The following is a 20589-nucleotide window of genomic DNA, read 5'->3' as shown; positions in this document are numbered from 1 at the left end:
CTAAAGCTCAGTAAATTCAGCAAAGTTCAGGGTTTTGGGGGTTAGAGGCATGCTCTCCGGCAGGGGGTGGAAGCCTGAACTCCTTTCCTGCTGATCTGGGAACAGTCTAGCCAGGAGTGGCGTGCCCTCAAAGGGTATCCTTATCGCGTTAGCAGGACGAAGTCTCATTGGGGTGGGGCGAAGCGCGGCGAAAGTTTTTGTTAAGCATACACCTTAGTTCCGGACTGGGAAGATTTCAAGCGCTTTTGCACAGGTTTGGGGAGGCTCTCGTTCATTACCTTGGTTGGTTAAGCAAGTGCAGGGGTGGGATCCCTTTGTCCACCTACCTGTCCCTATGCCTATTGTGGGAGCAACTTGACGATGCGAGCGCGAACGGCCTTGCCGCTGCTGTGTCTTTCTTTGCTGTTAACTGCCTGCCGAGCTGGAAGGCCGCCCCAGGAGATGGAGGGGGACGGCCAACCCCCCACGCCAGTGGGAATAGGAGTGGTGGAAGAACGGATGATTGAGGAGGCGTCGGAATTTATCGCCAGCCTCGGATCCCAGCAGGTGGCCAGCATCCGGCCCCAGGTGAGCGGACAGGTGACTCGGGTGTTGGTGCAGTTGGGATCCCAGGTGGCTGCTGGGGCACCTCTGTTTGAGATCGACAGCCGTCAGCAACAGGCGGCGGTGGCCGGCCAAACGGCGGGGATTGCCGCGGCCCAAGCCAACCTGGAGAGCAGCCGTGCTCTGCTCGGCCAGTTGCGGGCGGATCGGATGCGCCTAGAGGCAGCGGCGGAGTTTGCCCGGGATCTGCACGAACGTAACCTGCGCCTATTCCCGCAGGAGCCCATCAGCAAGTTGCAGGTGGATCAGTCCAGCCGCTATCTGCTCCAGGCGGACCCGCCTTTGGCAGCGCAACAGGAGCAGATCCGCGCCCAGGAGGCAGCGATTTTGCGGGCAGAGCGAGAGGTGCAGCGGGCCCAGGCAGAGGCGGAGCGGCAGCAGGTGCAATTGCAGTTTTTCCAGGTCACGGCTCCCTTTGCGGGCATTGTGGGGGATGTTTTGGTGAGGCAGGGAGACTACGTGACACCGCAAACGGTTTTGACTACCCTGACCCAAAACCAGGCACTGGAGATCAACCTCAATATCCCCCTGCAGCGGGCCCCGCAACTGCGCATCGGCACCCCAGTGCAGCTCCTGGACAGCCGCGGCGAGGTGATCGGCACCAGCCAGATCTCCTTTATTGCTCCCGAGGCGGAAGCCAGCACGCAGTCGGTTTTGGCCAAGGCCCTTCTGGAGAATCCAGCCGGGCAGTTGCGCTCGGCGCAGTTTGTGCGGGCTCGTGTCATCTGGGAGGAGCGACCGGCCTTGCTGATTCCGGTGACAGCGGTGGCCCGCTTGGGAGCGCAAACCTTTGTCTACACAGTGCAAACGACGGAGCCGCCAGCAGAGGGCATGCCCCCGGGGGCGGTGGCGGTGCAAAGGCCGGTACGGCTGGGATCCATCCACGGGAACAGCTATGAGGTGCTGGAGGGCCTAGAGGCCAATGAGCCAATTGTGCTCACTGGCCTGCAAAAAATCCGCGATGGCGCACCGATTATTGATGAGGTGATCCTTCAGCAGAGGGGGCAGCAACAAGGTGGAGAGGGGGATCCCCGCCCTAGAAGAGGCTGTGCATTCTCAGCAATTCTTATTTGCCCCAGTTTTGGCCCAGTCATCCAAGCTTCAACTTGAAGGGCGACCAGCTCAACCGGTATCTCATCGCAGCGGATCCTTAGACTTATGTTCGTTGACTTTTTCATTCGCCGTCCTGTTTTCGCTACCGTCTGCTCCATCATCATTGTGCTGGTGGGGGCGGTGAGCATTCCCCTACTGCCGGTGGACTACTACCCTCAGGTGGCGCCGCCAGCCGTAACTGTGACAGCCGTTTACCCTGGGGCCAATGCCGAGACGGTGGAGACGACGGTGACCAACGTGCTGGAGCAGGAGATCAACGGCGTCGAGGGCATACGCTACCTCTCTTCGGTGAGCAGCAGCAACGGTACCAGCCAAATCACGGTCACCTTCAGCCCCGATCGGGATCTGGACATAGCGGCTGTGGATGTGCAGAACCGAGTTGCCCGAGTTCAGGCGCGGCTGCCGGCAGAGGTGATCCAAAATGGCGTCAGCGTCCAAAAAGCCGGCGACAGTGCTTTCGTGCAGGTGGTGGCGCTGCGTTCGCAGGCAGGGGAATATGATGAGCTGTTTTTGAGCAACTACGCAGAGCTGTTTGTGCGGGATGCTTTGCGGCGCATCCGGGGCGTGAGCGATGTCATCATCTTTGGAGAGCGCACCTACGCCATGCGCATTTGGCTGGATCCGACACGCTTGGCCGGCTACGGGCTAACGGCTCTGGATGTGGTGAACGCGGTGCGCCAGCAGAATATCCAGGTGCCTGCCGGCCAAATTGGCAGCCAGCCCAGCCCGCCGGATCAGGAGTTTCAGATCAGCGTCCAGGCAACGGGGCGGCTCTCACAGCCGGAGGAGTTCGCCCAGATCGTTCTCAAGGCCAACGCCGATGGCAGCTTGGTGCGCATTGCCGATGTGGGCCGGGTAGAGCTGGGGGCCCAAAGCTACGATACGTTCTTCCGCATCGGGGGGCAGGAGGCGGTGGGGATCGCCATCACCCAACAACCGGATGCCAACGCCCTAGAGGTGTCGCGGCAGGTGCGGCAGACGTTGGCGCAGCTGGCGGAGAGTTTTCCGCCCGGCTTGATCTACGAGATCCCTTTCGACGCCACCCTGTTCATTACCGAGTCGGTGCAGGAGGTGATTTTCACTCTGTTGCAGGCGATTGGCCTGGTGGTGTTGGTGCTGTTTATCTTTTTGCAGGATTGGCGCATCACCCTCATTCCCACCATCACCATCCCGGTAGCGCTGCTGGGTACTTTTGCTTTTGTGCGCCTGTTTGGCTTTTCCATCAACACTCTGACCATGTTTGGCCTGACTCTGGCCACCGGTCTGGTGGTGGACGATACCATCGTGGTGGTGGAAAATATCTCCCGCTATATCCGTGATCGCGGCATGCGGCCTCTGCAGGGGGCCTCGGCGGGGATGAATGAGGTGTTGGGGGCGGTGATTGCCACTACGTTGGTGCTGTTGGGGTTATTCCTGCCGATTGCCTTTTTTCCCGGCACCAGCGGTCGCATCTATCAGCAGTTTGCCGTCACCATTGCGGTGGCGGTCTCTCTGTCCACGTTCAATGCCATTACTTTGGCCCCGGCGTTGTCGGCACTGCTGATTCGTCCGCGCTCAGGAGAGATGTTTTGGCTGTTGCGCTGGTTTGACCGGTTGGTGGAAGGGATCCGAGCGGTCTACCGCCGCCTGCTGGAGCTGGTGGTGAGGCTGCGGCTGCTGGTGGTGGCTGGATTTGTCGCCTGTTTGGGCCTCACCTACTGGCTGTTCCAGGTTGTGCCGACGGGGTTTGTGCCGGATGAGGATCAGGGCTTTTTCATCACCATTGTTCAGGGGCCGCCGGGGGTCTCCCTTCACTACACCGACGGGGTGATTCGGCAAGCCACAGCCGTTTTGGAGGGGATCCCGGAGATCGAGGATGTGGCGGTGGTGGGGGGCTTCAGCTTTACCGGGCCCTCGCCGGGGAATGGGCTGATCTTTGCCACCCTCAAACCTTGGGAAGAGCGACGGCGACCGGAGCAATCGGCCCAAGCGATTGTTGACAGGCTATTTGGGCCTTTTTTGGGTGGGATCAGCCGCTCGTTGGTGATCCCGATCTTGCCGCCGGCCATTCCGGATTTGGGGGTTACCGGTGGGTTTACCTTCCAACTTCAGGATCGGGGGGTCAACGATTTCAATCTGTTGGAGCAAACGGCCAACACCCTGTTTTTTGTGGGCAACTCGCCGCCCCAGCCGGGCCAACCTCCCTTGGGCCTGCGGGTTAACCCGCCCACTTTCAACGCCAATTCGCCGCAGCTAGAAGTACAGGTGGATCGGGATCTGGCCCAGTTGCTGGGGATCCCTCTGTCGGATGTCTTCGGCACGCTGCAAACGCTGTTGGGGGGCACCTACGTCAATGATTTCGACCTGTTCAACCGCAATTACCGGGTCTACGTGCAGGCAGATCAGATCTTCCGGGCCAACCCAGAGAGCATCGGCCAGTTCTACGTGCGCGGGGGCCAGGGGCAATTGGTTCCGCTGAGCACTTTGGTGCAGGTGGAGGAGACCACCGGCCCGGCCATCATTAACCACTTCAACCTTTTCCGTTCTGCCGAAATTCAAGGTAGCCCCCTGCCGGGCTTCAGCTCAGGGCAAGCGATTCGGGCAATGGAAACGCTGGCCGCCCAGTTGCTGCCCCAGGGGTTCGGCTTCGAGTGGTCGGGCCTTTCCCTGGAAGAAATCGAGTCGGGAGGACAGGCGCCGCTGATCTTTGCTTTGGGCCTGGTGTTCGTTTTCCTGGTGCTGGCGGCGCAATTTGAGAGCTGTGTGGATCCCTTGATCATTTTGTTGGCGGTGCCGCTGGCGGTTCTTGGGGCTCTTTTGGCGCAACTGCTGCGGGGCTTGACCAACGACGTCTTCTGCCAAGTCGGGTTGGTGATGTTGATCGGGCTGGCCAGCAAAAACTCTATCTTGATTGTGGAGTTTGCCAACCAGTTGGTTGCCCAAGGGATCCCACTGCTCAAAGCTGCCACCCAAGCAGCCGAGACGCGCTTCCGCGCCATTCTGATGACCGCCCTGAGCACTATCCTGGGTATTTTCCCTCTGGCAGCGGCCACGGGCGCAGGGGCAGCCAGCCGTCAGTCGCTGGGCACGGCGGTGATCGGCGGCATGTTCGTCTCGACAATGCTCAGTTTGCTGGTGGTGCCGGTGCTCTATGTCGTGATCAAGGGGATCCAGGTGCGAATTTTGGGGGGATCCCCTTCGCCTGTGGATCTGGCGCATCTGCCCCCACCGGAGGATCCCAAGGATCTGCTGCCTGGTGGCGACAGCGTTGGGTAGCAAGAGGGATCTGCTTGCTTCTTCTCTTCTGGCGGAAAAGCGAGTGGGGGAAGGGGGCACCTTTCATCCACCGAGGGCCCTGTCTTCGAGCAGTTCGAGCTCGGCTCCGCCGGGCATTTTTTCCCAGAACTGAGCCAGGTGTTGCAGGCCCACAAAGCCCAACTGCCAGAGGATCAAGGCTAGAGGGCCGTGCTGCTGCCGTTGGATCTTCAGGGCCAGAGCCAGTTGTTTGGGCTTGAGGAGCTGTTGCTGCTCAGCAAACTGGCAGAACTGTCGATCCCATTGGCTAAGGGCTTGTAAATCCGGCAGGGTCGGTTCCATAGGTTTGGCCGGGCAGGAAAGGATTGAATGTCGAGGATCGGGATCCTCGTACTGATTCTGGGGATCTTCTTGCGGATCCCTTGCAACAGGTTTCTTCCAGGGTATGTGACCACCCAGGCCCTCCCAAGGCCGGTTAGGGCAGAGAGGACTGAGCTTTGTCGCAAAGCTGGCTTATAGATCCTGGCAGGACGGTCTATCCCCAGGGGTCGTCGTCGAAGGGACTATCTGACCAATAGCCACTCTGCTGGGATGGGGGGGGCTGTTGGGGGAGAGGAGGCGTGTAGGCAGGGGGTGGCGTTGGGATGGGGGTGGGTTTTTCCAGATCCTCAAGTCGAGGCAGGTCGGCGGGCTTGGGCTCGACACCAAGGCTTCTCAGCTTGGCTTGCGTTTCTTGCACTTGCGCATTGAGCTCTTCCAGGTAGGCGCGGTAGTGGTTGGCAGCTTCCAGGTACTGCTTGGCTTTCTTTTCGTTTTCCTGGACGACCGCCTCCAGTTCTTTGGTGCGAACGGTGTAATCGGCCTCTTGGTTGGTGAGGTTTTCGATAGCTTGATTGAGTACAGCCCGCCGGCGCTCCAGTTGGGCTACGATTTCCGACAACTGTCGTTCTCGCTCGCTGAGGCTGCGTTCGCGGTTTTGGGTTTGTTCCAGTTGAAAGCTAGCCTGGCTTAACTGCTCTCGCAAATACATCACCTGGGGCTCTGTCTCGTTGCGTTCCTGCTGCAACTCAAAGACCCGGGCTTCCAAGTTGTCTTTTTCCTGCTGCAACACTTCCCGCTCGTTCAAAAGACGGGTGTAGAGCTGGTTGAGAAAGTCCACCTCCATCACCACTTGGCTAAGCTGAGTGGCGTATTCCCCAACCAAAGCCAACTCCCGAGCGAGGTTTTGGGTTTCACTGGTGGCTTGCTCGGTAAAAAACTGGGGAAGTTGGGTGGTTTCTCTGAGGCGTTGGGTAAATTGTCTGAAGCGGAAAGAAAAGTTGCTCGCCATTGCCGGTGCGGTAGCCTCGAAGCTCAGGGGAATGCCGATGGTTCGATTTCACGATGTCTGGATTGCTTCCAATCTAACATTGTGCTACAGCTTTTGCGGAAGCTTGCCTTGGGTGGGATCGGGGGGAGTTTCAGGGGCCGGCATGGCAACTTCCCCAGAGGGATCCCGCTTCTCGGATTCCGGCTGGGGGTTTTCTGTCGCTCTGTTTTTATCCTTGTCTTTTTGGTCTTTCGAGGTGCCTTCTGAATCTTGGCCGGAGATGCGGCGCAGCAGCCGTTGCAGGAGTGGGCTGCGGCGATTGCCGATGACGGAGAAGCGGCTTTCGATCTCCTCGACGGGGACGGGATCCATTTGGGCCAGCTCCGGCTCGCTGAGGAGGAGTACCCGTATCGTTGCAATGGGGATCTGCAAGAATAGGTTGGATCCCCAAAATCCAAAGGCAGCTATGGCTAGGCCTGCCAGACGGGTGCCGTTGCCAGGGGTGAGCGGGGCAAAGAGGGGGGCAAAGTCGTAGAGGCGCTCACCGACTTCCAGCATCAGGATTGCCGCCAACAGCGTCAAAATCTTATGTTCGGGGCTGAGGAAGGCGGCCAAGATGCGGCGCTGGTCGGGGGTAAGTTCTTCCGGGGGGACAGAGGCCACCCACAGGCTGAAGATATCCAATGGCTTGCGCCACTGCAGGGCAAAGACCGGCCCAATGCCCACCACGGCCACCCAGGCCTGCTCTACCCCCACCGGCAGGAGGGGATCCCCTGTGGCCAGCCCGATCAGGGTCAGCCCCACCCACAAGGGGAAGAGGAGGATGCCGGCGGCATGGATCCAGAGGAAAGGTTCCTGCCAATGGCTGCGCATGGGGAAGTTCCAAGAGGGACAGGGAAGAGCAGGGCTAGGGGCGAGATTTGTCCACCACTTCCAATTCTGTGAGGCGGAAGGTGACCAATTTATCCCAGTTGCCGCCTTCAAAGAGGACAGCGGCATGGTCGTCGGTAACTCGCTGTACCTGTCCCTCAAAGCAGTAGTAGGTGTCGTTGGGGTTGATGACCCGGACGGCAACGCCGGGGTGGATCGGGGGAAGGGCTTCGAGGAGGGTTGGGGTTGGAGTCGTGTTCACGTTTCAGCTATCCTCTTTTTTTGCAGAAGCTCTGCCTTACTATTATGGGGGAAAGCCCCTCTCTTGCCGAGTCTCCCCCTCGTTGACCTTCTCCCCACAGCGGTTCACCGAGGGTTGGGCAATGGGCTGAGGTGTGGCTTCCAGCCCGCTAACACGAAAGGGGCCTGCACTGCGACTTCGACGGTCAATCCAGCTCCAGCTCAAGGCCCCAGACAATGGCTACTGACATAAAGTCTTCCCAGTCCCAACTCTGGCATGTGTTGGTGATCGATGATGAGCAGGGACGGCGGGCTGTGGCCCTCAGCGCTGCCACCTATTCGATTGGCAGGGATCCCAGCAATGCGATTGTCATTCATTCGGCGGCAGTTTCTCGGCAACACGCGCTGCTGCTGCGGCTACCCCACAAAGATGGCCAATATACCTACCGGCTGTTGGACGGCAATATCGAGGGCAAGCGCAGCACCAACGGCATTTCGGTGAATGGGCAGAGATGTCTGAGCTGGGATCTCAAGGATGGGGATCAGATCCTGTTGGGGGATCGGGTGCGGATGCAGTACTGCATTCGTCGGTTGTCGGACGAAGATTTTCAGCAGTATCTCCAGTCTGTAAGCTTTCGCAGCGTGAAGGCGGAGGTGGTGGATCGACGCTCCACAACACTGCAGCGGTTTGATCCGCCCTCGATGCAGGCGATTTTGCCCCAAGAGGAGACGACGGAGAAGATTGAAGGCGTGAGGCCCCGACGTCGCCATCCGCTGCGGCTGCTGTTCCAGACCCTCTGGGGGCGTTTGAGGGGAAAGCTGAGATAATTTAGCCCTCAGGAATGCCCACCCGTTCTGAGTCTGGGAGCGCTGATGCAGTCTCGTCGGTGCTGTCTTTGCGGTCTTGCTCTGACGCTTCTGCCTGCAAGTCCAGGAGGGAGGGGGGGGAGTTGGCTTCCTCGATCAATACTCCCCGCAGCCAGAGGGGAGCGACAAAGGTGGTGGCAATCACCATGACGATGATGCTGACATCGAGGGCATCGGAGAGAACTCCACTGGCGGCTCCCACGCCGGCAAACACCAGGCCCACCTCACCCCGGGGAATCATGCCCACCCCGATGGCGTAGCGGTTGATGCCCGGCTTGCCAAAGGCCCCCAAGCCTGCTGCCAGCTTGCCCACAATGGCAACTCCGATCAAAAAGACGGCAATGATCAGTCCCTCTCGGTTGGCAGGGAGGGTGGGGTTGAGTACGGCAAGGTTGGTTTTGGCCCCAACGCAGACGAAGAAGATGGGCACCAGTAGGTCGGAAATGGGCTTGATCTGTTCTTCCAGCTCTTGCCGTTTCTCGGTTTCGGCCAAGATCAGGCCAGCGGCAAAAGCGCCCAAAATCGCTTCTAGATGAATGATTTGCCCTACATAAGCCAGCAGAAAGGCCAGCACAAGGGCGGGCAGAAGGGGGTTACCTCGGGTCTTCAGGCTGTTGAGAAGGGCAACAAAGTAGGGGCTGAGAAGGCGCCCCAAAACAATGGAGCCGACCAAGAAGACGATGGCACTGAGGATGATGATGCCGATATCGGAAAGGTTGACTTCTCCGTTTTTGGCCAAGCCCGCCACCACGGCCAAGATGATGATGCCCAACACGTCATCCAAGACGGCGGCACCAATGATCACTTGCCCCTCTGGGGAGGTGAGTTTTTGCAGCTCGGCCAAGACGCGGGCGGTGATGCCGATGCTGGTTGCTGTGAGGGCAGCGCCGGCAAATATGGCGGGGATAACGGGCACATGAAACAGGTAGAGCAAGCCCAGGGTTCCGGCCAGGAAGGGCACAGCAACGCCGATGATGGCTACGGCTGCGGCTTGAGGGCCGACCCGCAACAGCTCGGCCAGATCCGACTCGAGGCCGATTTCAAACAAAAGGACGATCACCCCGATCTCGGAGAGGATGTCGATGATCTGGCTTTGGGAGGAAAACACCTGCACCAGGGATCCCTCGTCGAGTCCGGCAGTGGCTTGCAGAAATTGCATCAATGCTGAGGATTGGGCCAAGGCGTGCAGCTCTTGGCCGGAAACTTGTCCTTCCGGGAAGACCAACAACCCCAGCGCGGAGGCCCCTACCGCGACGCCCCCCAGCAGCTCTCCCAACACGGGGGGAAAACTCAGGCGGACGGCAATTTCTCCGGCGATACGGCTGGCCAGATAGATGACCACTAGAGCCATCAGCACCGCTACCAGGATCAGGGGCGAAAGATTGGCAGCTCCTTCAATGGGGGCAGCGGCTTCGACGGCAAGCAAAACGGGATCCCAGCAATTCAACAGCAAGATCTCAACCTCAGGTGGACTGCTTTTTGTCTTGGGTTGGCACAAGCAGAGCGGCTCTGTTCAGGCAATCGCTCTGCCAGAAGACTGTTACAAAGGCTAACCCTCATGGCGATCCGCTTGCAATGCCTGCATCGGCACTTTATGAGGACTCTGTCCCGCTGATGCCAACAGAATGGTTTCCGATGAAGTTGCTCTGGTTGGCAATGGCTATATTTTTATGGCGGTGCGGGTTCTCAGCTTGGGATCCCAGGTGCCGTGCACTCTGTCTCGATCTACCGCGAGGATTAACGGTGATATCTCCTCTACGCACGCTGAGTGAACGCTGGCTACCCATCCTCCTGACAGGGATCCTACTGCTGCTGGTTTGGGATCCCTTGGCGATTTGGGCGAACAGCCCGGCGGCGCAACGCCTCTTGGAGCAGGGCACTGCAGACTGCAGCACGGTCAGGGAGTGTGCTCGACTATTGCGCAACCCGATCCTGCCTTCTTTGGGTCAATTGGCGGAGGGCTTGAGAAATATGGCGTTCCCCCTCACTTCCACGAGCGCAGTTGGGTATAACGCTCTGGTCACGGCAGCAGAAACGCTGGTGGGGTTGGGGCTGGCTTTGCTGGTGGGGTGGGCAACGGCGGTGGCGTTGGTGTTTTCGCGAGCTTTTGAGCGGATGATGCTTCCCTGGATTGTTGCTTCCCAGAATGTGCCAATTGTGGCTTTGGCGCCGGTGCTGGCGGTGGTGCTGGGGCAATATGGGGTGCGGGGTCTGTTGCCGAAAGCAATCGTGGCGGCCTACATTGCTTTTTTCCCGCTGTCGATCGGCATTGCCAAGGGGTTGAGCAGTGTACCGCCTCTGCAATTGGATTTGATGCGCACTTACCATGCCCACCCGCTGCAGGTATTTCGCTGGGTGCGGATCCCGGCGGCTATGCCGATGGTGTTTACCAGCCTGAAGGTTGCGGTGGCGATGGCTCTGGTGGGGGCTATTGTGGCAGAGATTTCGATTGTTAGCTTTGCAGGGCTGGGGCCGATGTTGTTAAGCCGTTCCTATTACGGCGACATGGTGGGGTTGTGGGTGATCATGCTGGTGGCGGCAGCTTTGGGGATCCTCTTGGTGCAGGGGATTGGCCTGCTGGAGAACATCTGGACGCGGTGGCGGCGACCCACTCCGTAACCCACTCAACACTGGGGATCGACGGGGCTTTGGATCTGATTTCGCGATTGGGGTTTCGTGGGCTGCTCTGGTTCCATCGGTGGATAGTCCAGATAATTGACACTTATCTGGACTATCATCTTCACAGCCGCTCCCCTGAGCAGGACGAAGCGTTTATTGCGCCCTCTCCTGGAAGACCCCTCGGAGCCGGCAATCCAGGACAAGCTGCTCCTTAGGAGGAAGCCTCGCCTTGGCCCGGTGCAGGATTGGATCCATCCGGATCGGACGGTGGCCCAGACAGATCCAGAGGATTAAACCGGTTCATGGCCGTCATCAGTCCCTCTTGCCAGCAGCACTCCACGGCCTCTACCGCCACATCCAACACCCGCTCCAGCACCTCTTGTTCTGCAGGGGCGAATCCACCCAACACATGCCCGACCACATCTTGGCTGCCCTTGGGTTTGCCCACCCCCAAACGCAGCCGTGGAAACGCCTCGCTCCCCAAGTGCTGAATGATGGACTTCATGCCGTTGTGCCCACCGGCAGAACCGGATCCCCGCAGGCGCAGACGACCCAGCGGCAGATCCATATCGTCGTACACCACCAGCACAGAGGCGAGATCTAACTTGTACCAATCCAGCACCGCCCGCACCGATTGGCCGGAACGGTTCATGTAGGTTTCCGGCTTGAGCAAGCGTCGCTTTCCTCCCAGGGCAAACCCTTCTCCGTAGCTACCTTGGAATCGCTTCTCCAAAACCAACGGGATCCCCCAGCGCTGCGCCAGCCGATCCACCACCATAAAGCCGCAATTGTGGCGGGTATTGGCGTATTGAGGGCCGGGATTGCCCAGGCCCACAACGAGCTGCAGGGAAATCTCATCGGTTCCCTTGGGCTTGACCTGGGTCACAACGTTTCTCGCCTCCTCGAGCTAAAGTAAGGCATCGCTGCTTTGAGTGGTGTTGGCGTGTTTTTGGGCTGCTGGTCGCCCCGAAGGTGTCAGATACCCAGCCGGACTGAGTCGGGACAGCGGTGAGGATCCCTGGGGGCAAATGGCTCGCCGCCCATGACTCTGCCATTGTTTATTGTCAACGCTCATTGTGAACGCTTCTGACCAACCCTGCTATGAGCCTGCCCACCCCCTTCGGTCTTCACCCCAGCACAACCGAATTCGATGCCTCGGATGCCCTGCGCCTCAGCCAGCGTCTGATTCAAGTGGGGATCGCCCTCTCCTCAGAAACAGATCTGGGGCGGCTGCTGGAGTTGATCGTTGCTCAAGCCCGAGAACTGACCCACTGTGATGGGGCCAGCCTCTTTGTCCGAGAGGGAGAAGAATTGCGGTTTTTCGTGGTCAACCGCCATGAGGAGCTGCGGGATCTGCGCTTGCCCCTCAGCCCTTCCAGCATTGTGGGCTACGTGGTGCTCACCGGGGAAAGCTTGAATTTGCCGGATGTCTACCGCCTGCCCGCCGACCGGCCCTATGCCTTTAACCCACAGGTGGATCGGCAAACCGGCTATCGCACCCGCTCCTTGCTCACCGTGCCGATGCGGGATCCCTCAGGCAAGATCCTTGGCGCCCTGCAACTGTTGAACCGCCTAAAGCCGGATCACCCCACCCCCCTAGCTCCTGACCAGGTGGCTGAGTGGAGCCAACCTTTTTCTGAGCTGGAAGTCAGCGTGGCAGAAGCCCTAGCCTCCCAGGCGGCGGTTGCCTATCAAAACGTCCAATTGCGGGAAGAGCTCAAATCTGCCCACTTCGAGACCATCTTCTGTCTGTCTCTGGCCGCAGAATACCGGGATCAAGATACCTCCTTTCACCTGAAGCGGATGAGCAACTACTCCCGCATCATCGCCAAGCACTTGGGCCTATCCAGCCATGAGCAAGAGCTGATCTTCTACGCCAGTCCCATGCACGATGTGGGCAAAATCGGGATCCCGGATGCCATCTTGCAAAAGCCGGGGCGCCTGACCCCAGAAGAACGGCAGATCATGAACCGCCACCCTGAGATCGGCTACTAAATTCTCAGCAAGTCCGACTCCGAGCTGATGCAAAAGAGCGCCATCATCGCCCTTACCCACCACGAGAAGTTCGACGGCAGTGGGTATCCGCGCGGCCTCAAAGGAGAAGGGATCCCTCTAGAAGGGCGGATTGTGGCCTTAGCCGATGTATTCGATGCCTTGGCCAGCCGTCGCCCCTACAAAGAAGCCTGGGCTTTGAATGAGGTCTTTCAGTTTGTAGAAGACAACAGCGGCAGCCATTTCGATCCGCAAGTGGTGGCCGCCTTTAACCGAGGACGCAGCGAAATTCTGGAAATCTACCACCGCTATCCAGAAACCCGCTAAATCCAGCTCCAGATCAATCAGGGATCCAAGATACCAACCCAGAACATTCAGCTCCAAAGGGATCCATCCCCGCAAACTGCAAAGAAGGGATCCCAGGCCATCCTTTCCGTACAATCCCGCAGAATCTTATGGGCAAAAGGTGGGATCCCAGGGCAAACTGAAGGTGGTCGATTTTCTGCACAAATTACCCCATTGAAGGCCGATCTAGAGCCGACTTTTTGTGTTCCTCTACACATCAGTCTCCAACCCATCTGTACCCAACCTGTGCCGAGGATCCCTGTGATGGCTACCCTGACAAATCCACCCACTCCTACCCTATCGATCAACACCAAGCTGCGCGATTTGGCCTTGGTGGAGTTTCAGGTGAACGAGTCCACCCCTTGCGAGAATGTGGTGCGCCGCCTAGAAGATGACAGCAGCCTTTCAGGAGTCATCGTGCTGGACGAGCGGTCACAGGTGCGGGGAATGTTGACCCGCCGCGCCATTTTGGAGTGGATGCTCAGCAAGCCCTACGGCCTGGATGTGTTTTTGAAGCGGCCCATCAGCTCCATGGTAGAGTTCCATAGCCGGGATTTTCTCTTGCTCCCCGGCGACTGCGATGTCATCCAAGCAGCCGACCGAGCTTTCCAACGGCCCGAAGAGACCATCTATGACCCCGTGGTGGTTCAACTGGGATCCCAGGACTACCGCCTTCTCGATGTGCCGGTGTTGTTGGTGGCCCAGGCCCAGGTGCATCTGGCCACCCAGCGCAAGCTACAGGAGCAGCAGGAAGAGATGAAAAGGATCTTGGCAGAGCTGGAGCAGGAAAAAAACCGCAGCCTCCAGTATGCCCGGGATCTGGAGCGACAAAAAGCCGAGATCCTCAACCAAAACCTGGCCTTAGACATGGAACGTCGCCGGGCCCAACAGCGCTCCGAGGAGTTGGCTCGCCTTAACGCCCGCATCATTGAAATCAGTTCTGTGCTCTCTGAGAGAGGCAAATCCACCTTTGCCGCTACCTTTGAAGGCGTGGAAGCCGTACGCGGCCTAGTTCAGGAAATTGCCGACAACAGCCAGGAGTTGTCGCGGGAGCTCAAGGAGATCAACACCATCGTGGATTTGATCGTAGAGGTGGCAGGATACATTCGCCTGCTCTCTTTCAATGCGGCTGTAGAGGCCAACCGCAGCGGTGGTGCCGGTGGCTTTGGAGCCATTGCCCAGGAGATCCGCAAATTGGCCGGGCGAACCACTGAGGCCAGCAACCGTATTCGCAGCTTGGCAGAGCGTATCCAGCGCCAGAGCCAATCCACACTGCAATCGGCCCAGAGCAGCGCTGAGGTGGTGCAATCCCTTTACCAGCAGGCCCAGTCAGCCCAGTTGGCCCTGGAAGAGCTGCAAACCCTGTTGGAACGAGCCCAGATCTAGCCGAACTTTTGAGATTCTTTTGGATCTTGAGATCCTATGGTTGCCATGGTGACTAGGGGGCAGCTTTCCCCTCTCGAATCTCATAAGTGTAGAATTGCCCAGCCACGGCGAGGGTTTCAAAGTGGTAGGTGGGCAAGGAAATCCCCAGCGGGCCAAAGTTGAGCAACGACAAATCGGTGGTATAGAGGCTGAAGAGGATAAAATTCTGCCGGCGGGTTTGGCGCATGAACAAAGCTTCCAGTTCGGGCTGAAGCTCTCGGACGAGAGTATGACATTCCTCAATCAAAGTGGCCAGGAAAGCCGGGATCTGAGCACAGTATTCCCGCGTAGCGTAGGCAGCCAGTTGTTCCCCTGCATAGGTTCCGTACTCTTCTAAGGTGGGATTGGTGATGGCCAAAGCAGCCACCCCTCCGGCCAAAACCAGCCCGGAAAGCAAGGAAAAGACCTTTAGCATCGCAGCCTCCGAAACCAGATTTTCCATTCTGCTACAGGCTTGAGCCACCTCAACAGGGATCTTCCGGCAGAAGCCAAAGGGTTCTGTCCCGCTGACGCAATCGACCAAAGCCGACCCGTCGATCCCGTAGCCCTTTCGCCAGCCGCCTGCGCGGGATCAACAGCCAAACGCTCTACCCCGAAAGGACTCCTAGGAACCCGGTTCACCGGCGCTGCACGGCAACAGTGTTCCGGCAAGCCCGCAGAAGGGCTATATCCCTTGATTGAGTTGCTGGCCCACAGGATAGGATGGGATCCGATGTGCAGATGGTTTGATGTTCTCTATGGAACTTGCCGATCTAAGACGCACCCTAGAATCGCTCACCTTGCGCCTGAGCAACGCTCAGGACTATCTTTGACCTGCCCCACTTGGAGCAACAGATCGCCATCCTAGAGCAGGAAGCCTCCCAGCCCCAGTTTTGGAATGATGTAGAGGCAGCCCGCCGCCACATGCAGCAGCTCAACAGCCTCAAAGCCTCCTGGGATCAGGTGCATCGCTGGAAGGATCGCCTAGAAGATGCCGTCAGCGCCCTTGAGCTGCTCCAAGAAGAGCCCGATCCGGAACTCTTAGCTGAGACAGCGGGATCCCTGGCAGTGGTGGAGCGGGAGTTGGGCCAGTGGGAGCTACAGCAACTGCTCTCCGGCCCCTACGACAAAAACGGTGCCATCCTCACCATCACCGCCGGCGCAGGGGGAACCGACGCCCAGGACTGGGCGGAAATGCTCCTGAAAATGTACACCCGCTGGGCCGAAAACCAGGGCTACAAGGTCAGCCTCTCGGAATACTCCGAAGGTGCCGAAGCCGGTATCAAGTCCGCCACCCTGCTGATCGAAGGCCCCTACGCCTATGGTTATCTCTCTGCCGAGAAGGGTAACCACCGGATGGAGCGCATCAGCCCCTTCAACGCCAACGGCAAACGGCAAACCAGCTTCGCCGGCGTAGAGGTGATGCCGATCCTGGAAGAGGAAAGCGAGTATGAGCTGAAGATGGAAGATCTGGAGTTCGAGACCTCCCGCTCGGGTGGAGCAGGTGGCCAAAACGTGAACAAAGTGGAAACAGCAGTGCGGGTGATCCACAAGCCCACCGGCATTGCTGTGCGCTGTACCGAAGAGCGCTCCCAACTGCAAAACAAAGAGCGGGCCATCCAGATCTTGAAGGCCAAGCTGATCGAGATGGAAGAAGAAAAACGCAGACAAAAGCTGGCCGAGATTCGCGGCGAGATGGTGACTCAGGGCTTTGGGGGGCGTATTCGCACCTACACCTTCGATCCTTACAAGTTGATCAAGGATCACCGCACCAACGCCGAAACCTACAATGTCGAGGCCTTTATGAACGGTGAGCCGAGCGAGCTGATGCACTTTATTCAAGCCTACTTGCGGCAGGAAAATGCCAAGCAAGCCGCTGCCGTTTAGAGTCGGCTCCAGCGCTCCCACACTGCCTGCATCAGAGCAAGCCGCTCCTCCGGTGAGGCCATTTGGAGCTGAACGGGATCCCCTTCTGGAAAGACCCCCCCTACCCCCCACCCCACAGCTCTGGGGCAAGCCGTCTTCTCCTGCAGGGATCCCGCCCAGGCCAGTCCATGCCAAGCGCCGATGGCAGTCTCCAGCGCAGAAGAAAAAACCAGATCCAGGCCGGGATGTCGGCTGAGATACTCCCGCAGCGCGATGCAGGAGCCCACCAAAGATGGCTTCACCACCAGGATCCCTGTCCATCCTGAGCGATGGACGGCTTGCAACTGTTCCAAACAGGCCACCGATTCATCCAAAGCAATGGGGGTCTGGTACTGGCGGCTGAGCTCCACCAGATGGGAGTGCTGATTCGGCGGCAGAGGCTGCTCCAAAAACTCGATCTTGCCCGGCGAGTCCTGGTTAAGCCGATCACAAACGGCCAGCCACCGGTGGGCCTCCGCAAGCCCTAGTCCCCCATTGGCATCCAAACGCAGACGGGATCCCGGCGGCAACCGCTCCAGCCATTGCTCCAGCTTCTTCAACTCCTGCTGCATGGGATCCCTCCCTACCTTGAGCTTGTACACCGCTCGCGTCAGCGGGACGGAGTCCTTGTAGGCTCCCGACGGGATGGTCTCCCCCAAAAGTTCACAGAAAGAGAGCAAAGAGAGATCCCTATTCAACCCATCGGGATCCCGACAGGCCAGCCAAGCGCATTCAAACCCAAACCGGCAGGTTGGCAGTGCTTCTGGGATCCCCAAAATATGCGCCTCCGACAAAAGAGGGGGCAACTGCCGACAAAACTCCAGAGCCTGCTCCAGGGTTTCGCTGCCAAACCAAGGGATGGGAGCAATTTCCCCATATCCTTGACAGCCTGTCTCCCGATCCGTAAGCCGGATCAGGATCCCTTCCCGGATAGACCACAGGCCGTGGTGGGTGCGCAGGGGCTGCCGAAAGGGACGCCGATAGGAGCAAAACGCAAAGGAAAACCGCTCTTCCAGCCGCCTGAGCGGTGCAGACTCCTCTTTCTGGGTATCCCCTGCGGGTGATCTACTGTGCCTACCAACCACAAAAAACCAAGCAGGATAGATAGATAAAGAAGGGAAAAACTCCGGCTTTCTCAGAGGTCTGCTCTTCAGATCAAAAACGATCCCCGTCGCTTTCTTTAACACCCTGAGATTGACTCATAATGGCGCATAATAATATTATAATTGTATTTATTTATTATAATGACCTCAATCCAAAGTTCTGGTCACTTCAGGTCAGGGTGAGACACCTGGGCTACTGAAAAAAGCCTTCTGGCACAATGCATTATGCATTATTGCTCCGCAACGCTGACGCGACGACGCAACCAACGTTTTAGGTGTGGGTGCAGTGTCCTAGTTTGAATCGAAACGACCATAAAACACCGGCTCAACTTCTGCCAAGGCAGCTTCCGGCCCCACCAGAGCAATGGCCGAGTTGGTCAGGTAGGTTTTTGCGGCTTGATGGAGCTGCTCTGGGGTGAGTTGCCTGACCCTCTGCAAATACTGCTGGTCAAACTCCATGCCCAAGCCCAAAATCTCGTACCAGCCCACCAGTTGGGCCACCTGGGCATTGGTTTGTTTGCTGAGGGCGTATTGGCCCAGAAGTTTGCGCTGCGCTATTTCCACCTCCGCCGGATCGAGGGGATTGGCCTGCAGACGGTGGATTTCTGCTTGTAGGCGCTCCAGGGCCACCTGAGTATTCTCTGCCGCAGTGCCCATGTAAACCCCAAAAGGGGCGGGATCCCGACGGGTGGCAAAAAAAGCCGAGACCTCATAGGCCAGGCCACAGCGCTCCCGCAGTTCCACGAACAGACGGCTGGACAGACCGCTCCCCAAGTAGGTGGCCAGCAACTTCAGGGCCGGATAATCCGCAGAAGCAGCAGGGGATCCGCGAAACCCGATCAAGATCGTCGTCTGCTGAGTGGGCTGGGGCAACCTCAGCAGTTGGGGATCCCTCAGAGGGGGCAGGGGAACATCCCGATCCTCTGGAGAGGGGCCGGGAACAACCCAGTCTCCCAAAGCCGCTTCCACCTGGGCAGCCATCTGCTCCGGCGGCTCTGGGCCGATCACCACCATCACCATTCCATTGGGACGACAGTAGGCCGCGTGATAGGCCACCAAATCCTCGCGGGTCAGGGATCCCACCGTCTCCAGCCGTCCCAACCCCGGCAGGGCGTAGGGATGATCCCCATAGAGGGCCTGTCGCACCTGATCGAAAGCCAGGCTGAAAGGCCGTTCCTGCTGGGCGCGAATGGCTTGCAGTATCAACCCCTGCTCTCGCGCCACCTCCTCTTCAGGAAAACTGGGATCCCGCAGCGTCTCCGCAAGCAAATCCAGCAACTCCGGGAAATCGGCAGCCACACAGCGCAGGCTCACCTCGAAATAGTCGGCAGAACTGTCCACCGATAGCGAGGCTCCCAGCGATTCCACCGCAGCAGCAATGGCCTGGGAGTTGCGCCGATGCGTACCTTTGGTGAGGACAGCCGCCATCAAGTGGCTCACCCCCGCCTGTTGCGGCCGCTCTGCCCGGCTACCACCGCGGAAAAAACAGTGGGCAGCCAAGATCTCCACCGTTGGGTTCTGGCCCAGCAACAGCGTGATGCCATTGGCCAAAAGGACGCGCTGTAAACGGCCACGTTGGGTGGCAAGCAGAGCAGAGTTCATGCAGGCAAGGGATCCCGTCCAAAATCCGAAAATCAAGAGTCCGGAGCGCCAAGGCGGCGCTCACCGACAGGCCAGTTGCAGCTCCGAGGCCATTGCTGGATCGAGGGCAGTCGGCTTGAGAACGGTGACCACATAGGCCTCCGGAGACAAGTACTGCTGGGCCAATTCCCGGATCTGAGCCGGGGTAAAAGATTGCAACAGCTCCAGGTACTCTTGAATGCGTTGCACCCCGCCCAGCGTCTCGTAGTAGCCATAGATGCCCGCCAATTGACTGGGAGACTCGGCGGAGAACAGGAACTCATGGGTGAGCATACGCCGGGTGCGATCCAACTCCGCTTGGCCGATGCCATCCTGCTGCAGCTTTTCGATCTCGTGCAGAATCGTCGCCTCCACCCGCGCCACATCCTCCGGCTCCAGCTGAGCGCCGATACAAAACAGTCCCCCCTCCTTCAGCACCAGCGAAGAACAGCCAATGGCCCTCACCCAGCCCCGCTGTTCCCGCAGCAGATGCACCAGCCGCGAAGTACGGCCATCTCCCAGCAGAGAAGCCAACATCTCCAGGCCACAGGCTTGTTGCCAATCGTCAATGCCAACGGTAGGCCAGGCCAATTTCAGACGGGCTTGCTCCAAGCGGGCATGGTCGCTCTCCCGGCGCAGGATCCCTTGGGGACGAGGCTGGGGCGGGATGGGGGGGCTGGCCGGTGCTGGCCCAGCAGCAGAGCTGCCAAACTGCTCCTCCACCAAGGCCAACGCCCGCTCGGGATCGATGCCACCCGTCACCACCACCGTCATGGATTCAGGCCGATACCAAGCGCGGTGGTAAGCGCGCATCACCTCAGGGGTCAGTTGCATCAAGCTTTCCGGTGTGCCCAACACCGGTCGTCCATAGGGATGCTCCCCATAGGCGGTCTGCATCAAAAGCTGATAGGCCGTGTAATCAGGGTTGTCGGCGGCGCGGCGAATTTCCTCCAGAACCACCTGCCGCTCCCGCTCAAACTCTGGATCCGGGATCCCGGCCCGCAAAACCACCTCTGCCAAGTAGGGCAAGGTATCCGCTAGGTCAGCAGCAGCCACCGTAATGTAGTAATGGGTGTAGTCTTGGCCGGTGGCAGCATTGGTAACTCCGCCCCGTCCTTCCACGGCCCAATCCAGCTCACCAGGGGCCAGCCGCTCGCTACCCTTAAACACCATGTGTTCCAAAAAATGGGATAGGCCCAGCCACTCCGGCGGCTCATGGCGTCCACCTGTCCGTACCCAGACATCAACGGTTACAGAATCGGCAATGGGGATGGGATGAAGGATAACGCCTAACCCGTTGCTCAGTCGGTGGGTGTAGGCGGGCAAGAGACGAGGAAAGCGGTTCAAAATTCTTAATTGATGGAG

The 20589-nt window shown here is 58.7% G+C and carries 16 protein-coding genes and 1 pseudogene; 7 read left to right on the top strand and 10 right to left on the bottom strand.

The window, feature by feature from the left end:
* Window positions 1–360: 360 nt before the first annotated feature.
* Together NW838_RS09305 and NW838_RS09300 are read left to right on the top strand one after the other, a co-directional pair.
* The gene (locus tag NW838_RS09305; RefSeq protein WP_414427914.1) at window positions 361–1713 is read left to right on the top strand and encodes an efflux RND transporter periplasmic adaptor subunit; all 1353 of its coding nucleotides are present in this window, start codon (window positions 361–363) and stop codon (window positions 1711–1713) included.
* Between the two features lie 48 nt (window positions 1714–1761).
* Window positions 1762–4971, top strand: coding sequence for an efflux RND transporter permease subunit (locus NW838_RS09300; RefSeq protein WP_414427913.1), 3210 nt, complete (start codon window positions 1762–1764; stop codon window positions 4969–4971).
* 63 nt (window positions 4972–5034) lie between these two features.
* Here NW838_RS09300 and NW838_RS09295 read toward each other — a convergent pair whose 3' ends face one another.
* From NW838_RS09295 to NW838_RS09280, 4 genes are all read right to left on the bottom strand, one after another.
* Window positions 5035–5292, bottom strand: coding sequence for a DUF2949 domain-containing protein (locus NW838_RS09295; protein WP_414355602.1), 258 nt, complete (start codon window positions 5290–5292; stop codon window positions 5035–5037).
* Window positions 5293–5485: 193 nt separating this feature from the next.
* The gene (locus tag NW838_RS09290) at window positions 5486–6280 is read right to left on the bottom strand and encodes a hypothetical protein (protein ID WP_414355603.1); all 795 of its coding nucleotides are present in this window, start codon (window positions 6278–6280) and stop codon (window positions 5486–5488) included.
* Window positions 6281–6364: 84 nt separating this feature from the next.
* On the bottom strand, window positions 6365–7132 hold the full coding sequence (locus NW838_RS09285) for a low-complexity tail membrane protein (RefSeq protein ID WP_414427912.1): 768 nt from the start codon (window positions 7130–7132) through the stop codon (window positions 6365–6367).
* Window positions 7133–7166: 34 nt separating this feature from the next.
* On the bottom strand, window positions 7167–7391 hold the full coding sequence (locus NW838_RS09280) for an NAD(P)H dehydrogenase subunit NdhS (RefSeq protein ID WP_414355605.1): 225 nt from the start codon (window positions 7389–7391) through the stop codon (window positions 7167–7169).
* A gap of 215 nt (window positions 7392–7606) precedes the next feature.
* Between NW838_RS09280 and NW838_RS09275 the strand changes: the two genes are divergently transcribed.
* Window positions 7607–8197, top strand: coding sequence for an FHA domain-containing protein (locus NW838_RS09275; protein ID WP_414355606.1), 591 nt, complete (start codon window positions 7607–7609; stop codon window positions 8195–8197).
* A gap of 1 nt (window position 8198) precedes the next feature.
* Here NW838_RS09275 and NW838_RS09270 read toward each other — a convergent pair whose 3' ends face one another.
* Window positions 8199–9683: a cation:proton antiporter gene (locus NW838_RS09270; protein ID WP_414427916.1), complete on the bottom strand. Its 1485-nt coding sequence runs from the start codon at window positions 9681–9683 to the stop codon at window positions 8199–8201.
* Between the two features lie 296 nt (window positions 9684–9979).
* On the opposite strand from NW838_RS09270, the gene NW838_RS09265 reads away from it, so the two are divergent.
* Window positions 9980–10855 carry an ABC transporter permease gene (locus tag NW838_RS09265; RefSeq protein WP_414355607.1) on the top strand — a complete coding sequence of 292 codons (876 nt, stop codon included), beginning with the start codon at window positions 9980–9982 and terminating at the stop codon, window positions 10853–10855.
* Window positions 10856–11066: 211 nt separating this feature from the next.
* Here the strand turns inward: NW838_RS09265 and pth are convergent, their stop codons facing one another.
* Window positions 11067–11741, bottom strand: coding sequence for an aminoacyl-tRNA hydrolase (gene pth, locus NW838_RS09260; protein WP_414355608.1), 675 nt, complete (start codon window positions 11739–11741; stop codon window positions 11067–11069).
* A gap of 215 nt (window positions 11742–11956) precedes the next feature.
* Between pth and NW838_RS09255 the strand changes: the two are divergent.
* A pseudogene (locus NW838_RS09255) lies at window positions 11957–13174 on the top strand (HD domain-containing phosphohydrolase).
* Between the two features lie 282 nt (window positions 13175–13456).
* Complete coding sequence (locus NW838_RS09250; RefSeq protein WP_414355610.1) at window positions 13457–14578, top strand: methyl-accepting chemotaxis protein; 1122 nt, start codon at window positions 13457–13459, stop codon at window positions 14576–14578.
* 52 nt (window positions 14579–14630) lie between these two features.
* Here the strand turns inward: NW838_RS09250 and NW838_RS09245 are convergent, their stop codons facing one another.
* Window positions 14631–15032 carry a DUF4359 domain-containing protein gene (locus NW838_RS09245; RefSeq protein WP_414355611.1) on the bottom strand — a complete coding sequence of 134 codons (402 nt, stop codon included), beginning with the start codon at window positions 15030–15032 and terminating at the stop codon, window positions 14631–14633.
* 322 nt (window positions 15033–15354) lie between these two features.
* Here NW838_RS09245 and prfB point away from each other — a divergent pair.
* A protein-coding gene (gene prfB, locus NW838_RS09240) for a peptide chain release factor 2 (protein ID WP_414355612.1) occupies window positions 15355–16483 on the top strand; the annotation gives its coding sequence in 2 pieces (ribosomal slippage) (window positions 15355–15426 and window positions 15428–16483; 1128 coding nt in all).
* Here the strand turns inward: prfB and NW838_RS09235 are convergent.
* From NW838_RS09235 to NW838_RS09225, 3 genes are all read right to left on the bottom strand, one after another.
* On the bottom strand, window positions 16480–17586 hold the full coding sequence (locus NW838_RS09235; protein ID WP_414355613.1) for an o-succinylbenzoate synthase: 1107 nt from the start codon (window positions 17584–17586) through the stop codon (window positions 16480–16482). The two genes, prfB and NW838_RS09235, sit on opposite strands and share 4 nt — an antisense overlap.
* 309 nt (window positions 17587–17895) lie before the next feature.
* Window positions 17896–19206: a M16 family metallopeptidase gene (locus NW838_RS09230; protein ID WP_414427911.1), complete on the bottom strand. Its 1311-nt coding sequence runs from the start codon at window positions 19204–19206 to the stop codon at window positions 17896–17898.
* A 60-nt stretch (window positions 19207–19266) separates the two neighbouring features.
* Window positions 19267–20571, bottom strand: coding sequence for a M16 family metallopeptidase (locus tag NW838_RS09225; protein WP_414355615.1), 1305 nt, complete (start codon window positions 20569–20571; stop codon window positions 19267–19269).
* Window positions 20572–20589: the final 18 nt, after the last annotated feature.

Source organism: Synechococcus sp. R55.2 (assembly GCF_047462075.1).
In the GTDB taxonomy this organism is placed as follows: Bacteria; Cyanobacteriota; Cyanobacteriia; order Thermostichales; family Thermostichaceae; genus Thermostichus.
This window is presented reverse-complemented; position numbering and strand designations above follow the sequence as displayed.